This is a genomic window from Acinetobacter sp. YH16032, from assembly GCF_013417345.1.
Lineage (GTDB): Bacteria > Pseudomonadota > Gammaproteobacteria > Pseudomonadales > Moraxellaceae > Acinetobacter.
Genome location: NZ_VPEE01000026.1, coordinates 1 through 20,700, shown reverse-complemented (window position 1 = coordinate 20,700; position 20,700 = coordinate 1). Strand labels below are relative to the sequence as shown.

General features: G+C 37.4%; 22 protein-coding genes. 8 read left to right on the top strand and 14 right to left on the bottom strand.

The genetic code is table 11. The features are described 5' to 3' along the window. Positions 1-2: 2 nt before the first annotated feature. The 4 genes from FTV32_RS12385 to FTV32_RS12370 all read right to left on the bottom strand — a co-directional run bounded on the left by FTV32_RS12385 (position 3) and on the right by FTV32_RS12370 (position 4,009). A complete protein-coding gene (locus FTV32_RS12385; RefSeq protein WP_257227631.1) occupies positions 3-671 on the bottom strand; it encodes a hypothetical protein in 669 nt (222 codons plus the stop codon). A gap of 732 nt (positions 672-1,403) precedes the next feature. Then, positions 1,404-1,592 (bottom strand): hypothetical protein, encoded by a 189-nt coding sequence (locus FTV32_RS12380; protein ID WP_180028809.1) that lies wholly within the window; start codon positions 1,590-1,592, stop codon positions 1,404-1,406. After that, positions 1,589-1,882: a hypothetical protein gene (locus FTV32_RS12375; protein WP_180028808.1), complete on the bottom strand. Its 294-nt coding sequence runs from the start codon at positions 1,880-1,882 to the stop codon at positions 1,589-1,591. Before FTV32_RS12375 ends, FTV32_RS12380 begins: the two co-directional genes overlap by 4 nt. Before the next feature lie 933 nt (positions 1,883-2,815). Further along, positions 2,816-4,009 carry an MFS transporter gene (locus tag FTV32_RS12370; protein ID WP_180028807.1) on the bottom strand — a complete coding sequence of 398 codons (1,194 nt, stop codon included), beginning with the start codon at positions 4,007-4,009 and terminating at the stop codon, positions 2,816-2,818. Between the two features lie 217 nt (positions 4,010-4,226). Between FTV32_RS12370 and FTV32_RS12365 the strand changes: the two genes are divergently transcribed. Continuing rightward, positions 4,227-4,928, top strand: a complete 702-nt coding sequence (locus FTV32_RS12365; RefSeq protein ID WP_180028806.1) for a DsbC family protein — start codon at positions 4,227-4,229, stop codon at positions 4,926-4,928. A gap of 50 nt (positions 4,929-4,978) precedes the next feature. Here FTV32_RS12365 and FTV32_RS12360 read toward each other — a convergent pair whose 3' ends face one another. From FTV32_RS12360 to FTV32_RS12345, 5 genes are all read right to left on the bottom strand, one after another. Further along, entirely contained in the window at positions 4,979-5,230 is a 252-nt protein-coding gene (locus FTV32_RS12360) for a GlsB/YeaQ/YmgE family stress response membrane protein (protein WP_035268591.1), read from the bottom strand. Between the two features lie 149 nt (positions 5,231-5,379). After that, positions 5,380-5,907, bottom strand: a complete 528-nt coding sequence (gene hpt / locus FTV32_RS12355; RefSeq protein ID WP_035268589.1) for a hypoxanthine phosphoribosyltransferase — start codon at positions 5,905-5,907, stop codon at positions 5,380-5,382. A 136-nt stretch (positions 5,908-6,043) separates the two neighbouring features. Then, positions 6,044-6,175, bottom strand: a complete 132-nt coding sequence (locus FTV32_RS17525) for a hypothetical protein (protein WP_257219949.1) — start codon at positions 6,173-6,175, stop codon at positions 6,044-6,046. Further along, positions 6,141-7,472 (bottom strand): guanine deaminase, encoded by a 1,332-nt coding sequence (gene guaD / locus FTV32_RS12350; protein WP_180028805.1) that lies wholly within the window; start codon positions 7,470-7,472, stop codon positions 6,141-6,143. Before guaD ends, FTV32_RS17525 begins: the two co-directional genes overlap by 35 nt. A gap of 52 nt (positions 7,473-7,524) precedes the next feature. Next, the gene (locus FTV32_RS12345; protein WP_180028804.1) at positions 7,525-8,580 is read right to left on the bottom strand and encodes an aromatic ring-hydroxylating dioxygenase subunit alpha; all 1,056 of its coding nucleotides are present in this window, start codon (positions 8,578-8,580) and stop codon (positions 7,525-7,527) included. Between the two features lie 164 nt (positions 8,581-8,744). On the opposite strand from FTV32_RS12345, the gene FTV32_RS12340 reads away from it, so the two are divergent. Further along, on the top strand, positions 8,745-9,308 hold the full coding sequence (locus FTV32_RS12340) for a nucleotidyltransferase family protein (protein WP_180028803.1): 564 nt from the start codon (positions 8,745-8,747) through the stop codon (positions 9,306-9,308). A gap of 68 nt (positions 9,309-9,376) precedes the next feature. Here the strand turns inward: FTV32_RS12340 and FTV32_RS12335 are convergent, their stop codons facing one another. Continuing rightward, positions 9,377-10,339 carry a TerC family protein gene (locus FTV32_RS12335; RefSeq protein WP_180000112.1) on the bottom strand — a complete coding sequence of 321 codons (963 nt, stop codon included), beginning with the start codon at positions 10,337-10,339 and terminating at the stop codon, positions 9,377-9,379. A gap of 636 nt (positions 10,340-10,975) precedes the next feature. Here FTV32_RS12335 and FTV32_RS12330 point away from each other — a divergent pair. Both FTV32_RS12330 and FTV32_RS12325 read left to right on the top strand, forming a co-directional pair. Then, complete coding sequence (locus tag FTV32_RS12330; RefSeq protein ID WP_035268578.1) at positions 10,976-11,263, top strand: GNAT family N-acetyltransferase; 288 nt, start codon at positions 10,976-10,978, stop codon at positions 11,261-11,263. A gap of 21 nt (positions 11,264-11,284) precedes the next feature. After that, positions 11,285-11,572: a GNAT family N-acetyltransferase gene (locus FTV32_RS12325; RefSeq protein WP_180028802.1), complete on the top strand. Its 288-nt coding sequence runs from the start codon at positions 11,285-11,287 to the stop codon at positions 11,570-11,572. 33 nt (positions 11,573-11,605) lie between these two features. On the opposite strand, the gene mpl is transcribed toward FTV32_RS12325, so the two are convergent. Then, positions 11,606-12,976, bottom strand: a complete 1,371-nt coding sequence (gene mpl / locus FTV32_RS12320) for a UDP-N-acetylmuramate:L-alanyl-gamma-D-glutamyl-meso-diaminopimelate ligase (RefSeq protein ID WP_180028801.1) — start codon at positions 12,974-12,976, stop codon at positions 11,606-11,608. 252 nt (positions 12,977-13,228) lie between these two features. On the opposite strand from mpl, the gene FTV32_RS12315 reads away from it, so the two are divergent. After that, positions 13,229-13,573, top strand: a complete 345-nt coding sequence (locus tag FTV32_RS12315; protein ID WP_035270328.1) for a DMT family protein — start codon at positions 13,229-13,231, stop codon at positions 13,571-13,573. 16 nt (positions 13,574-13,589) lie between these two features. On the opposite strand, the gene FTV32_RS12310 is transcribed toward FTV32_RS12315, so the two are convergent. Beyond that, on the bottom strand, positions 13,590-14,852 hold the full coding sequence (locus FTV32_RS12310) for a DUF2254 domain-containing protein (RefSeq protein WP_180028800.1): 1,263 nt from the start codon (positions 14,850-14,852) through the stop codon (positions 13,590-13,592). A 286-nt stretch (positions 14,853-15,138) separates the two neighbouring features. On the opposite strand from FTV32_RS12310, the gene purE reads away from it, so the two are divergent. The 3 genes from purE to FTV32_RS12295 all read left to right on the top strand — a co-directional run bounded on the left by purE (position 15,139) and on the right by FTV32_RS12295 (position 18,686). Next, positions 15,139-15,651, top strand: a complete 513-nt coding sequence (gene purE, locus FTV32_RS12305; RefSeq protein WP_035270333.1) for a 5-(carboxyamino)imidazole ribonucleotide mutase — start codon at positions 15,139-15,141, stop codon at positions 15,649-15,651. A 15-nt stretch (positions 15,652-15,666) separates the two neighbouring features. Beyond that, positions 15,667-16,788, top strand: a complete 1,122-nt coding sequence (locus FTV32_RS12300) for a 5-(carboxyamino)imidazole ribonucleotide synthase (RefSeq protein ID WP_180028799.1) — start codon at positions 15,667-15,669, stop codon at positions 16,786-16,788. 617 nt (positions 16,789-17,405) lie between these two features. After that, positions 17,406-18,686: a lytic murein transglycosylase gene (locus FTV32_RS12295; protein ID WP_180028798.1), complete on the top strand. Its 1,281-nt coding sequence runs from the start codon at positions 17,406-17,408 to the stop codon at positions 18,684-18,686. Between the two features lie 59 nt (positions 18,687-18,745). On the opposite strand, the gene FTV32_RS12290 is transcribed toward FTV32_RS12295, so the two are convergent. Both FTV32_RS12290 and FTV32_RS12285 read right to left on the bottom strand, forming a co-directional pair. Beyond that, positions 18,746-19,120 carry a hypothetical protein gene (locus tag FTV32_RS12290; RefSeq protein ID WP_035270344.1) on the bottom strand — a complete coding sequence of 125 codons (375 nt, stop codon included), beginning with the start codon at positions 19,118-19,120 and terminating at the stop codon, positions 18,746-18,748. A gap of 100 nt (positions 19,121-19,220) precedes the next feature. After that, positions 19,221-20,138, bottom strand: coding sequence for a matrixin family metalloprotease (locus tag FTV32_RS12285; protein ID WP_180028797.1), 918 nt, complete (start codon positions 20,136-20,138; stop codon positions 19,221-19,223). Positions 20,139-20,700 lie beyond the last annotated feature (562 nt).

Here is a 20,700-nt window from a genome sequence, read left to right as displayed (position 1 = left end):
AATCAAAATAGGCCCATCATCTTCATACCGCTAACTTGACCGATTGCCTGTGATACACCATTCCACATATCGGTACTTGCCTGACCTTTTGCTAAAGCCGCACCCGCTTGTGCTGCACCAGACTGTTGATACAGGTTAGAAATATTGCTAGCTGTTTGCATGCCAGCATTACCTGTCCCTGCTGCTGCGTTCTGACCTAGCGCAGTCATGCCTGCTAGGTTTTGATAACGCTGATTGATTAATTGGTTAAGCAAGTGCGGTCTGAACTGCGCCAATGCTGCTTGAGTATTCCCCCCGCGCAATCCGCCAGTAGCTGATGCATTTTGCAAAATAGCGTTTTCACCTTGCTGCAAATAGGTTTGCATTTCAGCGCTATTGTTAATTCCATCAATAGCAGTCTGTTGCTTATCTGCTCCATTGATTCCGAGTAGATCCTGTTGAGCTGCTAGACCACCCAAACCAGCATCTGCATAAGGCTTTAAGAGTTTTTGAACCTCATCAAACTGTCTGCGCTGTTCCTCAACTCCCATTTCCGAGGCTTGAATTTGGGCGTTTGATGCTGATTGTGCTGCTTTTGATTGTGCCCTGGATGATAAAGCACCACCAACCACACTGGCACCTACCATTCCTACTGCAAGTTTTGTTCCTATTGTTGCTGCTGCGATTGGCATAAGCATTCTCCTGTTTTTAAAATTACTTTTTTAGTGATTAATAGCCTCTTTTAGCTATTCAAAATTTTTAGTAAATTAGCCTTAATAGACTGCTATTTTCTCCCACAAAATTTATTCTTAATTTTACCATACTATTATTTAAATTTATTTATTAATTCAATAATTTATTTAATTTTTTACATGCAAATTTGACATGATTTTTATACATTTTATACTGATATTTTCATCAGAAAATAGGGTTCTAATATCAGGTTTTATGAGGTTCTAGCGTTGGGTTTTGCTGGGTTCTAATTTCAAGTTTTATCAAGTTCAAAGGTTAGGTTTTGTGAGGTTCAAATACTTACTATCACTTACTTTCAAATAACAGGTTTTGATAGGTTTTTTATACTGGGAAAAGTGTCAGGTTTTGTCAGGTTGATATTTCTATTTTTATGGATGGATACCAAAATTATGACCGTATACCCCATGTCCGTACTTTTGATCATTTTATATACGTGGACTATGTTACTACATCAAAAAAATGCTGTTACCACATCAAAACCTGTATATCCGATTTCCTGTTACCACATCAAAACGATATGCCTTATACGATGTTTCGGCCAAATAAAAAATATAATTTTATATCGATATTCTTAGTGAATTATCTCAGTCAGATTGATCAGGTTTAAATAATTATTAAGAGCGTAAAGCGTGGCATAAGACTATGTATATTTAAGGCATTAAAAAAGCCCACTATTGTGAGCTGTTCTTTTCCTTCATGTCTTCATTCAATTGTTCTTTAACCCATCCGCTAAAATCATCCAGTTTATTAGCATGGGCCAATAGATCGGCATCGTGTGAATTCTCAGTATTGAAGCTGACTAGCTTTTGCTTGCGCTTTTTCTCATAGCGAGTTTTGGGCGTGTCGTTAGGCTTGTTCATGCACTGGCCTTTTGTTTGGCAGCTTCCCACTCAGCCTTATATGCTTCTGCCCCTTTAGCATGGTTGCGGTGGCGGTCTTCTGCTAAATATTCATACATATCTAGTTGAGTAACAATTTCAGAAAAATGATACTGGCTGACTTCTTTTCCACTTTCTGCCAGCTTGTTTAACTTCATTACTTCTTTTCTGATATGGCTGATAGCTGTACACATCCAGTTCATATCTGATTCAGCTAATGAAGCTAGGTCGTGCATATCACTAGCATCATAAGTTTTAGTCTTGTTCGTCATTGTATACCCCTTAGTAGATTCTTCATTCAATATATCGTATATACGATTATATAGCAAGGGGGGAGTTCATAACTTATGGATTGACCCAAAGCGGATACCACTCCAAACCGCACCAGCAAAAAAATCCTGTTTGAGTTAAAAGTTAAAATAAAGTTAAAGGTGCTTACTATTGCTTACAGCTACGGCGTTCTAAATGTGAGGTTTTGTGAGGTTTAGGCTAAGACTTGATAAAGGTACATCATTTCTAAAACATGGCTATATCGAGCAATCAGGGCCGTTCTGTGCATATCCTGAATAACAAGTTTTAACAAGTTCAATCCTAAGTCCGAGCAGCCAGTGGAAAGTAGTGTTTTGTAGTAGTCCAAACCATAACAATTGATAACAGGTGCAGCGTTTTGAATGTCAACAATTGTTAACAGGTACGCCGTTCTGAATCTCAGGTTTTATCAGGTTTTGTATTTTTAAAACTGAAGTTTTCTGAAGTAGGACAGCGCAAAATTGCGTTGTGTTTCGGAACAACTACGCGCGCGCGCACGAGGGATATATTCACTGTGGTTTTAAGGCTTAAAATCCCAATAGAATTACAGCATGATTATTGGAGCGGTTTACTGCTATAAATAACCTGAACATAGGATTACCCCCACTGGGGGGTATGGTCAATCTTGCTCACATTTTAAAACTGACCAAGTGAGTACCTCAAAATCACTCACAAAGGATAGGATTCTAAATCTGATCCTACCTGAGCCACCAATAAGGGGAACAGCTTAAAAAGTTCCTAGTGATGACATAATCAGTCACCTATTAGGCACTAGGTTTTAATTAAACTTATAAGTTATTAATTTATATTAAAAATATAACTAAGATTACATTCTGTATCGGGAAGTAAACGAGTTTTTATCTGTGGTTTAAAAAGCTCAGTAATGGGCTTTTTGGTTAATTTGCTAAAGGTAACTTGCTTGGCTTAACCATCATCTGCTTTATGAATAAAACAATCAATAAAATTGAAATTGCAATACAGAACCAAATCACTGCATTTGTAAGCCCAAAATGGTCAGCTAAATATCCTACTGCTAGGATGGGTAGAATCGTTCCGAGATAGCCGATAAAGAGATAAGTAGACATGACGGCGGCTCGATTGTGAGGTGTGGTCATGTGATGAATAAGTCCGAAAGCCCCAAGTAAAGCTAAGCCATGTCCAATCCCAAACAGACCATCGCTTAGGAAAAATAACCAGCTAATTTTAAACTCCATACAGAGGAATAAAGCGATCACGCTCATGAAGCAAGTCATGATACCGAGTAATAGGCTGGATTGCGGTTTGATTGATCTTGAAAAAAATTGTGTCGCAGCTGAAATCAGTAAAATGACAGTAATGGCAGAACCACTAATCAGTGGACCGTGCCAAGGCAAAATGTCTTTAACAAATGAAGGAGATAGTGAGGCGTATAAACTAAATCCTGCAAAAACAGCAAATGCAGTCAAGCTCAGTATAAAAAATTGAGTGCGATCATGTGATTGTGGTGTTAATAATTTGGGAGCAAAATTAAATTTTTGCACATCAAAAGGTATAGGTTTGAGTGTAAATAGACTAAAGAAGCAAAATATTGAACCTATCACAATGGGTACATAAGGTATTACCAAAGGATATGCAAAAAATTCAGCAAAAAATCCCCCAAATAAAGGACCTAAACCAAATCCAACAGCAGTAATGATTGAGCTTAATTGTGGTGCAATTTGTTTATGGGAAATTGGAACAGTTTGAATAAGCCCAATAAGAGCAGATGTTGTCATCAATCCAGATGCGATACCAATGATAAATCTTCCCCATGAGAGAGACATGACATCACTCGCAAAGATAGACATTAACAAGCCAATGGTGATAAAAATGAGCCCAAGTTGCATAGTTTTTACATAACCAATGGTATTACTGGTTCTGCCCAAAAACAGTAAGGTGGTCAGGCACCCTAGCATGTAGGAAACGAAAATAAAGGTGATATCGCTCGGGTTTAACCCCCATAATTCTTGGTAAATTGGATAAAGTGGGCTAGCAAGCGCTGTTCCAATGGTGCCGATACAGAGTGCGATACTTACGAGAATAAAATCTCGCCACGATTGGTTTTCATTCATTATTTGTCTTATAGAACAGCAGTGCTGATACGATGATTCATTAGTCTATGTCGACTGTTAAGCATGAGTCAATTATCTTCAATCAGTTAAAATGCAACTGTCATATTTGGTTTCACGTGAAACAATTTATGAGGTTTAAAATTACATAAAAACTGATCTTTGTAGAAAGTAGAAGATTAGAATAAGCAATAATATCCATCAAACATATGCTCAACTTATGTATAAAAAAATTTTAATCAGTGCTTTACTTGCACTGTCTACAAGTTCTAGCTTTGCGAATATTGAATTGCTTCAGCAGAAAATTAAAACGCAACATCCAAAATTGAATATTCAAAATTTACAAAAAACTGACATGAAAGGTTTCTATAGCGGATCTTTAGACAATCAGATTATTTATATTGATGAAGAAGCTAAGCATTTATTCTTTGGATCAATGATTCGTATCGAAGATCAAAAAAATCTAACACGTGATTTGGTGCTGAAACATAATTCAGTCGACTTTAAACAACTTCCACTTCAAGATGCCATTAAGACTGTAAGGGGGAATGGTAAGCGTCAGCTCGCGATCTTTTCTGACCCAAATTGCCCATATTGTAAGACGCTTGAAAATAATTTAAGCCAGTTAAAAGATGTGACAATTTATACGTTTATGTATCCAATTAAATCACAATCGATCCAGCCCTCTAAACAAGTTTGGTGCTCCGCAAACCGTGAGTTTGCATGGAATGCCCTTTTACAAAAGAATCAACAACCAACAGCCCAAGCTGATTGTTCAAACCCTATTGAACGAAATTTGGAACTTGGACGTCGTCTAGGTGTTCAAGGAACGCCAGCAATTATTTTTGAAAATGGATTTAGGGTAACAGGCGCTTATCCAGCTTCAGAAATTGAAAAAATTTGGAAAGAGCTGAACTTGTAAAATCTAGGTCATAGGAATGAAAAAGCACCTTAACAAGGTGCTTTTTTTGATTAAGATTTTTTGGTAACGAGGTTATAAATAAACAGAACGATAATTGCGCCTATGACTGAAGCAATAAAACCTGCCGATGAACCTTCGGGATAAATATTAAGAAGGCGTCCACCATATGTAGCAAGTAATGAACCAGCAATACCTAATAACGTCGTGACGATGAAGCCTGCTTTATCGTCACCAGGATGAATTGCGCGAGCAATTAAACCTGCTATAAAACCGATAAGAATAGCTCCAATAAGTGAAAACATATTTGTTCTCCTTTTTATCATGAATTTTTATTGTGTCGCTCAAATATAGTTGATTATGTATCGATGTTTGAAAAGAAGAATCACGCTACATGTTGTTGTTATTTTGTTGTTTATAAAAAAAGTGGCATATGCCACTTTCTTAAAAAAAATTACAGACCGATTTCACCAATGAATGGAATGTGACGGTATTTTTGATCGTAATCTAGTCCATAACCTACGATAAATTTATCTTCAACTTCAAATCCTAGAAACTCTACTTCCAAGTCGATTTCTCTTCGAGAAGGCTTACTGATCAGCGTGCAAAGTTTGATAGAGTTTGGCTCACGAGTTTCAAGGATTTCTACCACTTTACTCAGCGTATTGCCTGAATCGATGATGTCCTCTACGACAAGAACATCTTTACCACGAATTTCACCATCAAGGTCTTTTAGAATTTTAACATCACGACTAGAAGTCGTTCCACTGCCGTAACTTGAAACTGTCATAAAGTCGAGTTCGTGTGGTTTTTCAATTGTGCGGCATAGGTCTGCCATGAAAATCACTGAACCGCGAAGTAAGCCTACAAGAACCAATTCTCGATCACTATTTGCATAGTGAGCATTAATTTGATTACCAAGTTCATTAACTTTCGCTTGAATTTCTTCAGCGGAAATCAACACTTTCATGTCAATGGTCATGGGTAGATACCTAAAACAACAATTCTAAAATTAAAAAAGGTGTTGACCTGCAACACCTGAAATATGCTTCGATTTTAAAACATATCCCTGAATGTTGCACCCTTTTTAAAAAAACGAAATGTAAACTAATGGTTTATTAATGCGCATCGCGTTTTAGTACGACAGCACAAACTAAGAATACAGCACCAATCAACACATATTTTTTAATTGGGTGTTGTGGTTGAGTCTGAGCATTAGGATGCTGATTGTTGATATGCTTTTTGTCCATAAATATAAGTCGCCTTAATATTTCGATCATCACCCATGGTAAACAATGCGAAAAGTGCATCTTCAATATTTTTAGCGCGTTGTTGTCTTAATGTTTGTAATGCAGTGGCATTCAAATTTAATACAACAAAATCCGCTTCTTTTCCAATATTAAAGTTACCAAGTTTATCCTCGAGCGCTAATGCTTTTGCTCCACCTAGGGTCGCATGATAAAGCGATTCAAATGCAGATAATTTGTCGCCTTGGAGTTGTTGAACTTTATAGGCTTCATTCAACGTTTGAAGCTGATTAAATGAAGTCCCCGCACCGATGTCTGTGCCAAGACCGACTTTGACTTGTTTATCCCAGGTTTTTTTCAATGGAAACAATCCACTTCCTAGAAAGAGGTTTGAAGTCGGGCAGAAGGCGATTGCAGAGTTTGTTTGATGCATACAATCCCATTCATGCTCTTCTAAATGAACACAGTGAGCGAAAACAGATTTATTGCCTGTTAATCCATAGTGGTGATACACATCTAAATAGCCATTTTGCTCAGGAAAAAGCTCTTTCACCCAAGCGATTTCATTGGTGTTTTCACTCAAATGAGTATGAATATATACATCAGGATATTCAGTTTTTAACTGCCCTGCTCTTTTTAATTGTTCTGGTGTAGAGGTAGGCGCAAAGCGAGGCGTAATGGCATAAAGGTTTCGACCTTTACCATGCCATTTCTCAATCAATTCTTTGCTATCTGTATAAGCATTTTCAGCGGTGTCTGTCAGTGCTTCAGGTGCATGACGATCCATCAATACTTTGCCTGCAATCAAACGCATCTGGTATTGTTCTGCCGCTTCAAATAGTGCATCAACAGATTCTTTATGAACTGTACAAAAAACCAATGCAGTCGTTGTGCCATTTTTCAGCAGCTCATTGACAAAAAAGTGTGCAATTTGGTCTGCATAAGCTTTGTCTTGAAATTGGATTTCTGTAGGAAAGGTATAAGTGTTCAGCCATTCGAGTAATTGTTCGCCATACGCACCTACCATTTCAGTTTGAGGAAAGTGAATATGCGTATCGATAAAACCAGGAACAATCAGTTGATCTGGGTAATGCTCAACTTGGATAGAGGATTCAAGCTGACGGAGCTGTTGTTGCCCATCTTCCCAACGACCAAACCATTGAATTTTACCCGCTTGAGTAATCAATAAACCATCTTCTACGTAACGCACTTGGTCGTGAATTTCACGCGCTTGGGCAACCGTATTCTGAATATCTAGGAAGCGACCGCGAATCGCCGTCGATGCAACTACAGAAGACATTTAAAACCTACACTTTTAATTTTTTCGGTTGATTGTAACTGATCTATCTTAATTAAACTGTATATCGTTTGCTGAGCCCCCACTCTGCGAGAATACGACGATAAGTAGTCGAAGATCGATCAGCCTCAAAATGCGCTTCCATCATTAAATCAAGTGGTAATTCTTCAGGTTTTTGCGATTCTACGATATCTTGGTCTTCAGCAAAAATTTGGGCATTAAAATCATAGACTGCTTGTAAATCTCCAGTCTGATCAAAATTACGCGTCAAAGGAACAAATAATCTGGTTTGATTGACAGATACAGGACAACACGCATTCAAGATTTTTAAAATCCCATTGTCTGGAAAATCTACAGTTAATATTGCTGAAAATGGTGGGTAAATATCAAAAGTTCTTTTCCACTCAAAACCTTCAGGCTCTAGGTGATTCAAAGCATGCGGGTAATTACTGACACCACTAATATAAATTGTTTTTAAACCATAGTCTGTTCTCTCAGTATGGTATTTCGGTACAACTGGGTTGTTTCGATCTGCAAAAGCTTCGTGATGCACCCATGCAAAGTGAGCTACATCAATGAATCCTTCGAGTTGACGACCTGCTGAGCCTGCAATATCAACATATGGAGGTAAAATAGACTGATGATCAGGATGATCCCAAGTGTCAAGTTGGGGAATATTATTGTGTTGAAAATCACGTCCATGCAAGCTAGTCCAGACCAGTCCATATCTCAAAATTACTGGAAATTGGGTTAAACTAAAACGGTCAGATATCTTAGTTAAATCAGGTTGAGCAGGAATTTTCGTACATTTCCCTGCAAGGTCGAATCTTAGACCGTGATATCGGCAAATAATTTCTTCACCCTCTACCCATCCTTTACTTAGAGGTACACCACGATGAGGGCAGATATCACGCACTAATCGAATTTCCCCATTGTCAGTTTGGTAAATCGCCATTTTTACATCAAGTAAAGTGACCTGATGTGGTGTGGTTGAAACATCTTGAATACGAGCCACTGGATACCAATATTGCGCGAGAATTTCCCAATCTTGTAAGTCGAAACTACATTGGCAAGGTGCACTGAGTGGATTTAATGCGGGAATCATATTCATCGTCATTTCCTAAAAAAAGAGCTCCGAAGAGCTGCGCTAAATTTACTGAGCTTTTTTCTTTGGAGATGATGCAAGATCTTTGCCAACCGTCTCTTAACATTTAAAATTGGAGAGCTGAGTGGAAATATTAAATTCTAATCAAAATATATAAAGTGAATTCACCCATGGACTTATATGAGAAGTTAAGCCATTTAATACGATCTAATGCAGATATCTATGAACTTTTACAGTGTTTACGGCAGATTGATAGTGCGGCCTATTTTAGTGCGGGCTTGATTCGAAATTGGATCTGGTCTTATTTACATAATCAAAATTATTCCATTTTTGAAACTGAAATCGATGTCATTTATTTTGATCCTTCAGAAAAAATGGATGAGAGACGAAATTATTTAAAGGGTGCACTTCAACATAGATATCCTAATATTCATTGGGACATTACAAATCAAGCTCTGGTACATCATTGGTACAGAACTGATGAAGGTGCTCAAATTGATCCATATACTTCAGTACATCATGCTATGAGTTTTTGGCCAGAAACGGCAACCGCAATCGCTATCAAATTAATGGAGAATAATCATATTGAAATTCTCGCCCCTTTGGGGCTTGAAGATTTATTTACTTTAAAATTAAGGTGGAATAATCGTTTGGTTTCACGTGGAGTCTTTGAACATAGGGTTAAGTCAAAATGTTTTTTGGAACGATGGCCTAAGTTAAGCATTGTGAATTAGATGGCTCATCTAATGATATAAATAAAGCCTTCAGATGAAGGCTTTATTGAATCCAACAAAGTTTGACCTTATAAGGTCGTTTGATGATGTTTTTTACTATAACGAATTGAAAGCCATGCTGTAATTGAAAGGACAATCACGATAAAACTTAATGAGATCCAAATTGGCATATGGAATACGTCAAGCATAAGCATTTTGAAACCGATAAAAATTAAAATAGCCCCAAGTCCATAAGGCAAATAATGCATTTTTGAAGCGGCTCCAGACAGTAAGAAAAACATAGCCCGTAGACCGAGGATAGCCATCAAGTTAGCTGTAAGGACGATAAAAGGATCAGTGGTGACCGCAAAAATCGCTGGAATAGAATCGACTGCAAAAATAACATCAGATGCCTCGACTAAAATTAGCACTAAAAATAATGGGGTTGCCCATAGAACGCCATTTTGCCTTACGAAAAACTTATTTCCTTCCAACTGTGGAGTAATTCGCATGTGTTTACGTAGCCATTTCAGAATGGCCATATCTTCAATATTTGGATCATCCTCTTGTCCTTTAAGGAATTTAAATCCAGTGTATACAAGGAAAGCACCGAAGATATAGAGGATCCACGAAAATTCCTGAACGAACCACGCACCGATAAAAATAAAAATTGTTCTGAGAATAATAGCGCCCAATACACCATAAAGGAGTAATTGACGTTGAAGTGCAGGAGGTATAGCGAATGCAGCAAAAATCATTAGCCACACAAAGACGTTATCAATTGCGAGTGACTTTTCCAGTAAATAGCCGGCAAAATATTCCATAACTTTCGTATTAGCTACGTTTATACCAGCGGTATTTTCTAGATATAGCCATAGTCCACCACCAAAAAGTGTTGCGACAGTGACCCATGCAATACTCCAATAAGCAGCAGTTTTAACTTTAACTTCTTGACCTTCTTTTTGTTTAAAACCTAGAAAGTCAATTAAGAGCATAATCGTGACGATGCCAAAAAAAATGACATAAAGCCAAATATTGCCTATGGTTTCCATAGTGATCTCCAATACTGGCAATTGATTTTGGCATAAAAAAACCTCGACCAGTTGCCAGATAATAATTCTGAAACAACATGATCAAGGTCTTGCCTACACCATTTTGATTATGCATTTTAGATAATCGAAATGATGCTCAGATACCGACTTCTTTCAAAGTGTAATGACGATATTCTGACACAGTATTTAAGCACTGTTGGAGGAGGCTACTCCCCTTGTTCAAATTTGATAATAAATTACGTTGAAATCGTTTCATTTGATTTCGAGTGCACAAAGGATGACACACTTATAAGTTGTGTGCAAATTATTTAAATGGGTTATTAAATTTGTCTTTAAAAATTGAAATTAATAAGATTATTGCAATGATGATCAATACTACAATTGATATTAAATAGATATCCATTTCATTTACTCATTAATTTTTTAACAATAATAATACATTTATATGTTAAAAAAATAACATTTAATGATTATGACTGACAATATATATTTTTGTTTTTTATAATATTTCTTTTTTTAAAATAAATTAAAGTTTTGAATTTGTAATTGATAGACAAGTCTGTCCCATTTTTTCATAGTGTTATGTAAATATGTCGTTCTAATCTATATTTAATAATGAATGATAGGATAATGATAATGTTAGAAATTAAACATCAAGAAAATGGATCAAAAGGTGAGTTTTTTATTGGTGAAGATGGCCATCATTTAGCTGAAATGACTTATTCATGGGCAGGTGAAGATAAATTTATTATTGATCATACTTGGGTTGATGATTCATTAAGAGGGCAAAACGTGGGACGTCAACTTGTTGACCGTGCGGTGGAATTAGCACGTCAAAAGAATGTTAAAATCTTACCGCTTTGTCCATTTGCTAAATCTGTTTTCAACAAAGATGAAGCAATCCACGATGTTCTGTTTAAATAAAATCATACAGTGAGCAGTCATATGCAGTTTGAACATATCGATAGTGTGAAAGGCGGTGAGTTTTATCTCACGGACGCAGATCAATCAAGAATTGCAGAAATCAGCTATCGTTACCAAACTCCACAGATCATTATAGCGGATCATACTTGGGTCGATGATCGTTTACGTGGACAAGGAACTGCAAAGTTATTGTTAGATCGACTTGTAGAATTGGCTCGTACAGAAAAATTAAAAATTGTTCCAACTTGCTCTTATGTGGTTGTCATGTTTAAGCGTTTTCATAATGAATATCATGACGTTATCGCTTAAATATAAAAAAGCCCGCAGAGCGGGCTTTTTTATTTATTCTTTTGCTTTGAGTGCTTGAATGAGTTTTTGATGCAAACCACCAAATCCACCATTTGACATGATCACAACGGCATCCCCCTCGCCTGCTTCATTCACGACATTTCGAATGATCTCTTCTAAAGTACGCGCTACCACAGCTTTATTCGGAGCAGCTTCAACAACAGGTTGTAGATCCCAATCTAAACCCTCAGGTTGATACCAAATCACTTCATCTGCCAATCGAGCAGAATATGCTAAACCATCTTTGTGGCTTCCCATTCGCATCGTATTTGAGCGAGGCTCAATAATCGCCCATAGTTTACGTTCGCCTAGTCGTTTACGAGCACCATCCAGCGTTGTGTCAATTGCTGTTGGGTGATGAGCAAAATCATCAAAAACTTCAATGCCTCGAATGGTATCGAGGAGCTCCATACGGCGTTTTACACCACCAAAATTCGATAATGCTTCGCATGCGGTTTCAATGGAAACACCTATATGCTCTGCAGCTGCAATGGTTGCTAAAGCATTTGCAACGGAGTGTTGACCTGTCATCGACCATTGGACTGTACCTTTTACTTTGCCGTCTTTTAAGACTTGGAAGTGAGTACCATCTGCAGAAAGTTGGTTTGCAGAGATAGTTGCTTGATCATGAGATTCAAGCGATGTACGGACGATCGGTGTCCAACAGCCTTGTGACAAAACTTCATCAATATTTGATTCAGTGATTGGTGCGATGATACGGCCTTCACTTGGAATAGTACGAACCAAATGATGAAATTGTTTTTGAATGGCAGCGAGATCATCAAAGATATCTGCATGATCAAATTCAAGATTATTCAGAATAGCTGTCTTTGGATGGTAATGAACAAATTTAGATCGTTTATCAAAGAAGGCAGAGTCGTATTCATCTGCTTCTACACAGAAATATTGACCTCCGCCTAGACGAGCACTTTCTTTAAATCCAAGTGGTACACCACCAATTAAAAAGCCTGGTTCCAAGCCCGCTTGATCTAATACCCAAGCTAACATCGTGGTAGTGGTTGTTTTTCCGTGTGTACCAGCAACCCCTAATACATGTTTACCTTGTAGCACATGGTCGGCAAGGAACTGTGGTCCAGAGATATAGGGTAAACCCTGATTTAGCATGTATTCAACGGCGTCAATTCCACGTTTCATGGCATTACCAACGATCACTAAATCTGGGTGTGGTTGCAAATGACTACGGTCATAACCTTGCATTAAGGTAATACCCGCATTTTCAAGTTGTGTCGACATAGGTGGATACACATTTTGGTCCGAGCCTGTCACTGTGTGCCCTAGGTCTCGAGCTAACAGTGCTAACGATCCCATAAAGGTGCCACAGATTCCCAAAATATGCAGATGCATGATGATTTACTCCACTACTCTTTTCGACACAAACATCTTTTTGGTGCTGTTGTCATGTGTTATTTGATTTGATGTCAACGATAACAAGGGTCTTGGTGAAAAGATAGTGATTATTAGAAGGCATTCCGTAAAATTTTGCAGAAATAAATTTTTAAACTTATGAGCTAAAATATATGAATATTTTTAATCTAGTATGATGAAACGAAATGATTTAATCGTAGAATAACGCGGACGATTTAACTTGAGATTTAAATGATTTATTTACCTTTATTGCTTCTGATTTTAGCAAATTGCTTTATGACTTTGGCGTGGTATGGTCATTTAAAATTTTTGCCGCATGATGCCCCTTTATGGCAAGCCATCCTATTTAGTTGGATCATTGCATTATTCGAATACAGTTTGATGATTCCTGCAACCAAGATGCTGGCTCAAAATGGCTGGGCTGTGGGACAAATGAAAATCACTCAGGAGGTCGTTACGCTATTGGTGTTTGTTCCTTTCATGATTTTCATGTTTAAACAGCCTTTCAAATTGGATTATGTATGGGCTGCACTTTGCTTATGTGGTTGTGTGTATTTTGTGTTTAGAACACCATGATTCAAAAGGATAAAGATTAACTAAAGTTATTTTCATATTCCCGAATTAATCTTTGACGATCAGGCTCAAATTCAAAATGTTTTAAGCAGCGTGCCAAGATTTCATGTGCCATTTCATGAGCAGCTTCCCGTAGTTCCGGTTCAGATACATTTTTTTTAATCATGGATAAGCATTTAATTATTCTTTGATTTAATTCGATATTACTTATACAGTCCCGTGCCATCGGTGCAAAGCTACTGCTAACAAACTCACGAATATCAAACATATCGACACTGATATTCGAGAAATTAAAAGTTTTCTGTTCTGGATCTGGCTGACTATCAATAATAATCCGCGTTAAGGCATTGATCGCACTAATTGCTGAACCCACATCATTAATTGCAGCAGACATCGCTTTTTGTCCAACCTCACTCATGACCAATAAACCAAATCTTGGGTCTTGTAAAAAGCTTCGGTTCGTTTCGATAACCACGTATTCATGAATTTGATGTTCTAAATTTTTTAATTCTTCGTCATCTATTGGATTTTCCGTAAAGACTTCAATCAGAACCAGTGATGGGTCTACGAATTTCCCAGGAAGCAAAGCGAGATGAATATGTGCATTGTGGGTTTGAGCAAGAAGATTTAAGGACTCAATATCAAAATGAGTAAAATAACCTGTCTGTTTTGGGTGTATTTTGAGTTGGCTTTCGCCCAATGGTTTTTGTCCTGAAGCGCCAAAGTTGGGATGTGTACGGAATGTACTTAAAGCTTGAGATGCTGCTGTTTCAATTTTAGAAATAGCATTGGTTAGTGTGCCAAGCTGAGACAATGTTTGTACCCAGCGAATCAATGTCACAATCAAATAAATAAGAACCAAAATGGTACTTACGAATAAGACAAATCGACCCGAAACTCCATAATATTGTAAACCTAAAGCGATTTTTGCGATGACGGCATAGATAAATGCGGAAATAAAACTGGTAATTGCGAGACGAGTATTATCATCATTCATCATCAGCTTATAAGCACGTGGCGTACCACTCGATGAAGCTGAAGCAAATGCGGCAACCATAATCGAAAGTGAAAATGTAGTGACCGCCAGCATACTCGAAGCAATGATATCCAGTAGGCTACTTAGTGTTTCAATACTGATATTTGGAACCGCGTGTGATGGAATAAAATAACGACTTGCAGTTGCAAATAAAGAGAAAAAAATCGCTAATAAAGCTCCAAGTGCTGGTGTAAACCATAAATTTTCTGCAGGGTTATTCCACCATAATTTCAGTTTAAACCACATGCTATATTCTCCTTTTTATTTTTTAATTTGAATGGTTTAGTTCAGTTTAATCCAAATTCAATTTCAATTTATCTTGAATGAGCCAGATGTTTAAGGTGGATGAGGCAGAACAATGACCAATCATAAAATTCATTTTTATGTCTATTAACAAGTATATATTTTTAATCCTTATTTTATCAGCTTAACTTTAGACCTATTCATTTTCAGTCTATAATAGTGAGTTCTTATTAAAGCTTGGCTCTCGTCGAGATTTATCTCTCTTACTTTAATCTCTGGAAACATTGCAATGAATGCGGCCGCTTCACAAGACACTCCTCTCGTTGGAATTATCATGGGCTCTCAGTCAGACTGGGCGACACTCGAACACACTGCCAATATGTTGAATCAGCTTGGTGTACCCTTTGAAGCGGAAGTTGTTTCAGCACACCGTACGCCAGATCGTTTGTTTGAATATGCTGAGCAAGCTCGTGATCGTGGTATCCAAGTGATTATTGCGGGTGCTGGTGGTGCAGCGCATTTACCGGGTATGTGCGCAGCGAAGACTGATCTTCCTGTTCTAGGTGTGCCGGTTAAATCTTCGATCTTGAATGGTGTTGATTCATTGCTTTCCATTGTACAAATGCCAGCAGGTATTGCTGTCGGTACATTGGCAATTGGTCCTGCAGGTGCGACCAATGCTGCGATTATGGCGGCACAAATTTTAGGTTTAACTCGCCCAGATATTGCAAAGAATGTAGCCGATTTTCGTTTAGCGCAAACTGAGAAAGTTGCGAGTAAAAATATTCCTGGTCAAGCTTAATTCGAGAGAAATCTTATGGATAAAACCATCGGTATTTTTGGTGGCGGTCAATTGGGTCGAATGATGGCGCAGGCGGCACTTCCATTAAATATTCAATGTACTTTTTTTGAAGCAAGTACAGACTGCCCTTCTGCTGCTTTGGGTCCAGTGATCTCAACTCAAGCTAAAAATGGCTTACAGGATTTCATTAATAGTGCAGAAGTCTTTTCTTTAGAATTTGAAAATACGCCATTGTCAGATGTAGACGTATTAACTGAAACTAAGCAACTGCATCCCCCGCGTCAGGCTTTAGCGATTGCTCAACATCGCTTGTCTGAAAAAGCGTTATTTGATGAGTTAGATATTCCAGTAGCACCTTACAAAGCGGTGACATCACTAGAAAGTTTACAAAACGCGGTCGCTGAACTTGGTCTTCCAATCGTACTAAAAACTTCACGTGGTGGTTATGATGGTAAAGGTCAGTTTGTCTTACGCACTGCGGATCAAATTGATCAAGCATGGGCGGAACTTGGTCCTGCGGGTGAATTGATTGCTGAAAGTTTTGTGACTTTCTCGCGTGAAGTGTCAATCATTGCAGTACGTGGTCAGAATGGTGATGTGAAAACATGGCCATTGGCTGAGAACCACCATCACAATGGTATCTTATCGCACTCGATTGTCCCTGCACCGAACAGTGTAGATCTACAACCTGTAGCACAAGATTACGTCACTCGCTTGCTTAACCATTTGAACTATGTCGGTGTGCTGACGCTTGAGCTATTTGTGACGGACAAAGGCTTATATGCTAATGAGATGGCGCCACGTGTACACAACTCAGGTCATTGGTCGATTGAAGGTGCTGTGTGCTCTCAGTTTGAAAACCATATCCGTGCTGTTGCAGGCTTACCTTTGGGTTCAACTGAGATAATTCGTCCAACGGTATTGGTGAACATTATTGGTGAGCATCCAAAGACTGAAGATGTATTGGCTTTAGAGGGTGCTCATTTGCACCTTTATAATAAGTCAGAACGTGAAGGTCGTAAAATTGGTCATATTACCTTAATGCCAATCAATAGCTCAGAATTGACTACACTCTGTCGTCAGTTGTCGAAAATTTTACCAAACCCATTAGCATTAAGTGAAGATATGACCATCTAAACTTTAAGTTGCTGATAAAAAAAGCGATCACACGAGTGGTCGCTTTTTTATTTATCTTGTTTAAGGCATGATTGCGCCTCTTTAAAAATCACTGGCCATTGGTCGGATGAAATTTTAAAAAATTGCATAATAATTATACTATTAGTTCTGATTAGAACACATATTTTGAACTGTGTATAAATTTGATTATGGCTTATGTGAGCCATCTTAACTTTGAATTCAAAGTAGGTTTAAATTTAAAATAATAGGCTTGCAGGATATTTTGAATTCAAAGTTACTATTGAGGTTTGAATTCAAAAATGTATTTAAAGATTTATATATAAATTCTTATCTATTGAGTAAATTAAATTATTTTAATATTTATAATTTTCAATTATTTAGGTTGATTTGTGGTTTTGGGTGACTGTGGATAAGTTTTTTGAATTTAAATGTTGTGTGGCGGTTTAAAGTTAAATTCAATAACAAATGAATTTAAAACCAGATTGTGGATAAGTTTTTAAATTTAAATTTAAAAAAGTAGAAAGTATGAATTTAAATTTACGATTCGATGCTTTAATTTTTAGAGTGAGCTGTTAAGGTAAAGACATAATTCCAACATTTTAGAATTACAGGGTCTTATGCAACGGCTTGCACTCACGATAGGTTCATTTTTTTTAGCGATGTCTCAAACTCATGCTGAGTTGATTATTAATGGTCAGTCTGTGACAGCCTCGCCATCTATGACGGCAACTGTGTCATCCGCTCCTAATTTTCAGCAATGCATCACGAATCTAAAATCACAAGCGATCAGTAGGGGAATTAGCTCGGCGACATATGATCGTTACACGCAAAATTTAACTCCTGACTATTCTGTGATTGAGCGTTTAAATTATCAGCCTGAATTTTCGACCCCGATTTGGGATTATTTGTCAGGTTTAGTTGATGATGAGCGTGTTCAATTGGGTCAACAGAAACTTCAACAGCATCGAGAAACACTTAACCGTGTGAGTGTAGCTTATGGTATTCCTGCTGAAACGGTGGTCGCAGTTTGGGGAGTTGAGAGTAACTATGGTGATATTTCTGGACGCTATCCATTGCTTCAAGCTTTGGGGACTTTAAGTTGTGAGGGACGCCGTCAATCGTATTTTAGAGGTGAATTTTTTACCACCATCAAACTTTTACAGCGTGGTGATGTTCGGGAAGAACAATTGAGAGGATCGTGGGCAGGGGCTTTTGGTCATACTCAGTTTATGCCTTCAACCTATGATGAGCTTGCTGTAGATTTTGATGGTGATGGACGACGTGATCTAGTCTCGAGTATTCCAGATGCTTTAGCTTCAACAGCAAATTTTTTGAAGAAAAGAGGATGGCAGACTGGTCAACCTTGGGGATTTGAAGTGCAGATTCCTGCAGGAATGTCAGTTGTAGGTGAGGGGCGACGTAATAAGAAAGCATTGTCTTATTGGGTCAATCAAGGATTGAATAGAGTGGATGGCTCGCCTTTAATTCAGGGTGATCTTTCTGCCTTTTCTCAAGCTGGGTTGCTTGCGCCTGCTGGCAGTGCTGGGCCAGTCTTTCTAGTATTTAAAAATTTTGATGCTATATATAGTTATAACGCAGCAGAAAGTTATGCATTGGCAATCGCACATTTATCAGATCGATTGCAAGGAAAACCTAAAATTGCAAAAGCTTGGCCAACTAATGATCCTGGTACATCAAGAGCAGAACGCCGAGAAATTCAACGCTATTTAATCCAGCGCGGTTACGATATTGGTGCGATTGATGGTTTAATTGGGGATAAAACTCGACAGGCAATTCGTCAAGAGCAAACCCGATTGGGCTTAAATCCTACAGGTCGAGCGGGACAGCAGATATTGAGTGCATTTAGAAATGAGCAGGCTCAGCTGATGATGCAATAAATAGGTTCTTGGATTAAAAAAAAGGTCAACGTGGGTTGACCTTTTTTCTGATGAGGTTTCTAGATAATAGAACGATCGATTTTAACAGCATCGAGTAAGTCAAAAATGACTAAGGTTACATCTTGACTTAATTCTCGATCATTAAAAATTTCATAAGCTGTAATGGTGACATCTGTATCGCTTGGAAGTTGGCGTTGTTCCTCTTCAATTAAATCTTGAATAGGTAATAGTGTTTGCTTAATTTGAATATGTAAGACGTCTTCGAATTTAATGTTCTCATCATCGAGTTCGATGAGTTGTTTATTGAAATATGGCAGTAAAATTGAGTAGAGATAAGGTTGAAGCTCGACAATATCAAATATTTCAATATCACGAGTTTCCTCGATCGTGCTGATATGATCATTTACCTCAAGAATAATATGATAATAACTCACGTCTCTCTCCTCTGATTAATTTTAAAATACCTTAACACGAATTCAAAACTATTCAATTAAATCCGTAATTTAATTATGGGATTGAGATGTGATGCTGATTTTATCGACTTTTGAGTAGTTCGAGATCAGCAGCAGTCAATTTAAAATTGGAGAAATTCTGCTTTTCTAGAATTGGATACATTAAGGCATTGGGGTCATTAGTATGCTGAAGACCTAATGCATGACCAAATTCGTGAGCCAATGTGATTCGAAGCTCATCTATAGATTGAAATTCATAAATATTGATTTCACGACCATTAAACTCGCCTTTATGGAACATTTTGGCTTGAAAAACTTGGTTGAATTCATCAATGGCTTTACGCTGTTGGTGTTGGGATTGATTGAATTTTTCTACTTTATCGTTGAGTTCTGTTCGTAAGGTGTTAAATCGTTCAATATTGCTTTCAATCTCAAGCTTTTGTTGTGTGAGTCGTGTCTTAGAGGTATTGATCTGCTGAAATTGTGAATCTGTAATAGATGTGTTTAAGCCATTAATATGGTGGACAAAATTATTATGTTGATCTAGATCACTACTATAGTTATGTTGCTGCTGTTCAATTTGCTGTTTTAAAAATTCAAGTTGTTGTGATTCTTGCTCTAGCTGTAATCTCATTTGGTCGGCTAATGATTTGCTATTTTCAAATTGCTTTAGCGTATGCTTTCTATAATTGGATTCATTTTGACGTTCATCAAAAATGAGATTAATTGTAAGACGAGCATTGGGGTCGTAAACGAAATACTTTTGTTGAGTTTGATTTTCCCAGATATTCGCTGCCTCTTGAGTTATTTGGCGTAATGCCTCTGTATCAAGTTGAAATCTTGGGTCAATAAACCCAATACGATATCTTAGGCGTTGATCAATGGGGTGTTGAAGCCGATCTAAAGTTGAATTGTGATTTAATTGAGGATGAATAAAACGTTGTACAGCAAAATATGCAACGCATAAAAAGGAAAAGATCAGAATAATGGAGCGCATCATGCGAGCAATTCAACTTAATTTTTATTCAATGTAGCCTAAAAAAACATTTTGGAAAATAAAACATCAAAATATATGAGCTCCAGTGTGTATAAAAATGAAAATTATTCGTAAAATTTAAATGAATGATGAAAATAAATATGAATAATGATTAAAAAACGAGTGAAAATTCATGTTTTTCATCTTTTTAGTCGAAAAAAGCAACACCCGTTGAAAATAAGTGAAATAAGGGGTTGCAAGGGAAGAAAAAATCTATAGAATGCACCCCATACCGACGAGATACACGGAAACGAACGAAGCAGGTTGCTGAGTTGTTAAGTGTTTCGAGTCCAGCTTCTAGCATTGACGAGATGTTAGAAAGATCATTAAGAGATTATGAAGAACAACTTGTGTGGATTTTTACTGGTTGATTGATCGATATATATTATCATTGATTGATGGTAGAAATTTCTCGAAGTTTATTTGAGCAAATTTTTTGTCAGTAATTGATGAGCCAAGATTGGTACCCTTTAGGTACTATTGATTTTAAACTGAAGAGTTTGATCATGGCTCAGATTGAACGCTG

Coding starts and splice junctions, on each gene's coding strand:
- FTV32_RS12385 (WP_257227631.1), bottom strand. CDS start 671: ATGCCAATCGCAGCAGCAACAATAGGAACAAAACTTGCAGTAGGAATG.
- FTV32_RS12380 (WP_180028809.1), bottom strand. CDS start 1,592: ATGAACAAGCCTAACGACACGCCCAAAACTCGCTATGAGAAAAAGCGC.
- FTV32_RS12375 (WP_180028808.1), bottom strand. CDS start 1,882: ATGACGAACAAGACTAAAACTTATGATGCTAGTGATATGCACGACCTA.
- FTV32_RS12370 (WP_180028807.1), bottom strand. CDS start 4,009: ATGAATGAAAACCAATCGTGGCGAGATTTTATTCTCGTAAGTATCGCA.
- FTV32_RS12365 (WP_180028806.1), top strand. CDS start 4,227: ATGTATAAAAAAATTTTAATCAGTGCTTTACTTGCACTGTCTACAAGT.
- FTV32_RS12360 (WP_035268591.1), bottom strand. CDS start 5,230: ATGTTTTCACTTATTGGAGCTATTCTTATCGGTTTTATAGCAGGTTTA.
- hpt (WP_035268589.1), bottom strand. CDS start 5,907: ATGACCATTGACATGAAAGTGTTGATTTCCGCTGAAGAAATTCAAGCG.
- FTV32_RS17525 (WP_257219949.1), bottom strand. CDS start 6,175: ATGGACAAAAAGCATATCAACAATCAGCATCCTAATGCTCAGACTCAA.
- guaD (WP_180028805.1), bottom strand. CDS start 7,472: ATGTCTTCTGTAGTTGCATCGACGGCGATTCGCGGTCGCTTCCTAGAT.
- FTV32_RS12345 (WP_180028804.1), bottom strand. CDS start 8,580: ATGAATATGATTCCCGCATTAAATCCACTCAGTGCACCTTGCCAATGT.
- FTV32_RS12340 (WP_180028803.1), top strand. CDS start 8,745: ATGGACTTATATGAGAAGTTAAGCCATTTAATACGATCTAATGCAGAT.
- FTV32_RS12335 (WP_180000112.1), bottom strand. CDS start 10,339: ATGGAAACCATAGGCAATATTTGGCTTTATGTCATTTTTTTTGGCATC.
- FTV32_RS12330 (WP_035268578.1), top strand. CDS start 10,976: ATGTTAGAAATTAAACATCAAGAAAATGGATCAAAAGGTGAGTTTTTT.
- FTV32_RS12325 (WP_180028802.1), top strand. CDS start 11,285: ATGCAGTTTGAACATATCGATAGTGTGAAAGGCGGTGAGTTTTATCTC.
- mpl (WP_180028801.1), bottom strand. CDS start 12,976: ATGCATCTGCATATTTTGGGAATCTGTGGCACCTTTATGGGATCGTTA.
- FTV32_RS12315 (WP_035270328.1), top strand. CDS start 13,229: ATGATTTATTTACCTTTATTGCTTCTGATTTTAGCAAATTGCTTTATG.
- FTV32_RS12310 (WP_180028800.1), bottom strand. CDS start 14,852: ATGTGGTTTAAACTGAAATTATGGTGGAATAACCCTGCAGAAAATTTA.
- purE (WP_035270333.1), top strand. CDS start 15,139: ATGAATGCGGCCGCTTCACAAGACACTCCTCTCGTTGGAATTATCATG.
- FTV32_RS12300 (WP_180028799.1), top strand. CDS start 15,667: ATGGATAAAACCATCGGTATTTTTGGTGGCGGTCAATTGGGTCGAATG.
- FTV32_RS12295 (WP_180028798.1), top strand. CDS start 17,406: ATGCAACGGCTTGCACTCACGATAGGTTCATTTTTTTTAGCGATGTCT.
- FTV32_RS12285 (WP_180028797.1), bottom strand. CDS start 20,138: ATGATGCGCTCCATTATTCTGATCTTTTCCTTTTTATGCGTTGCATAT.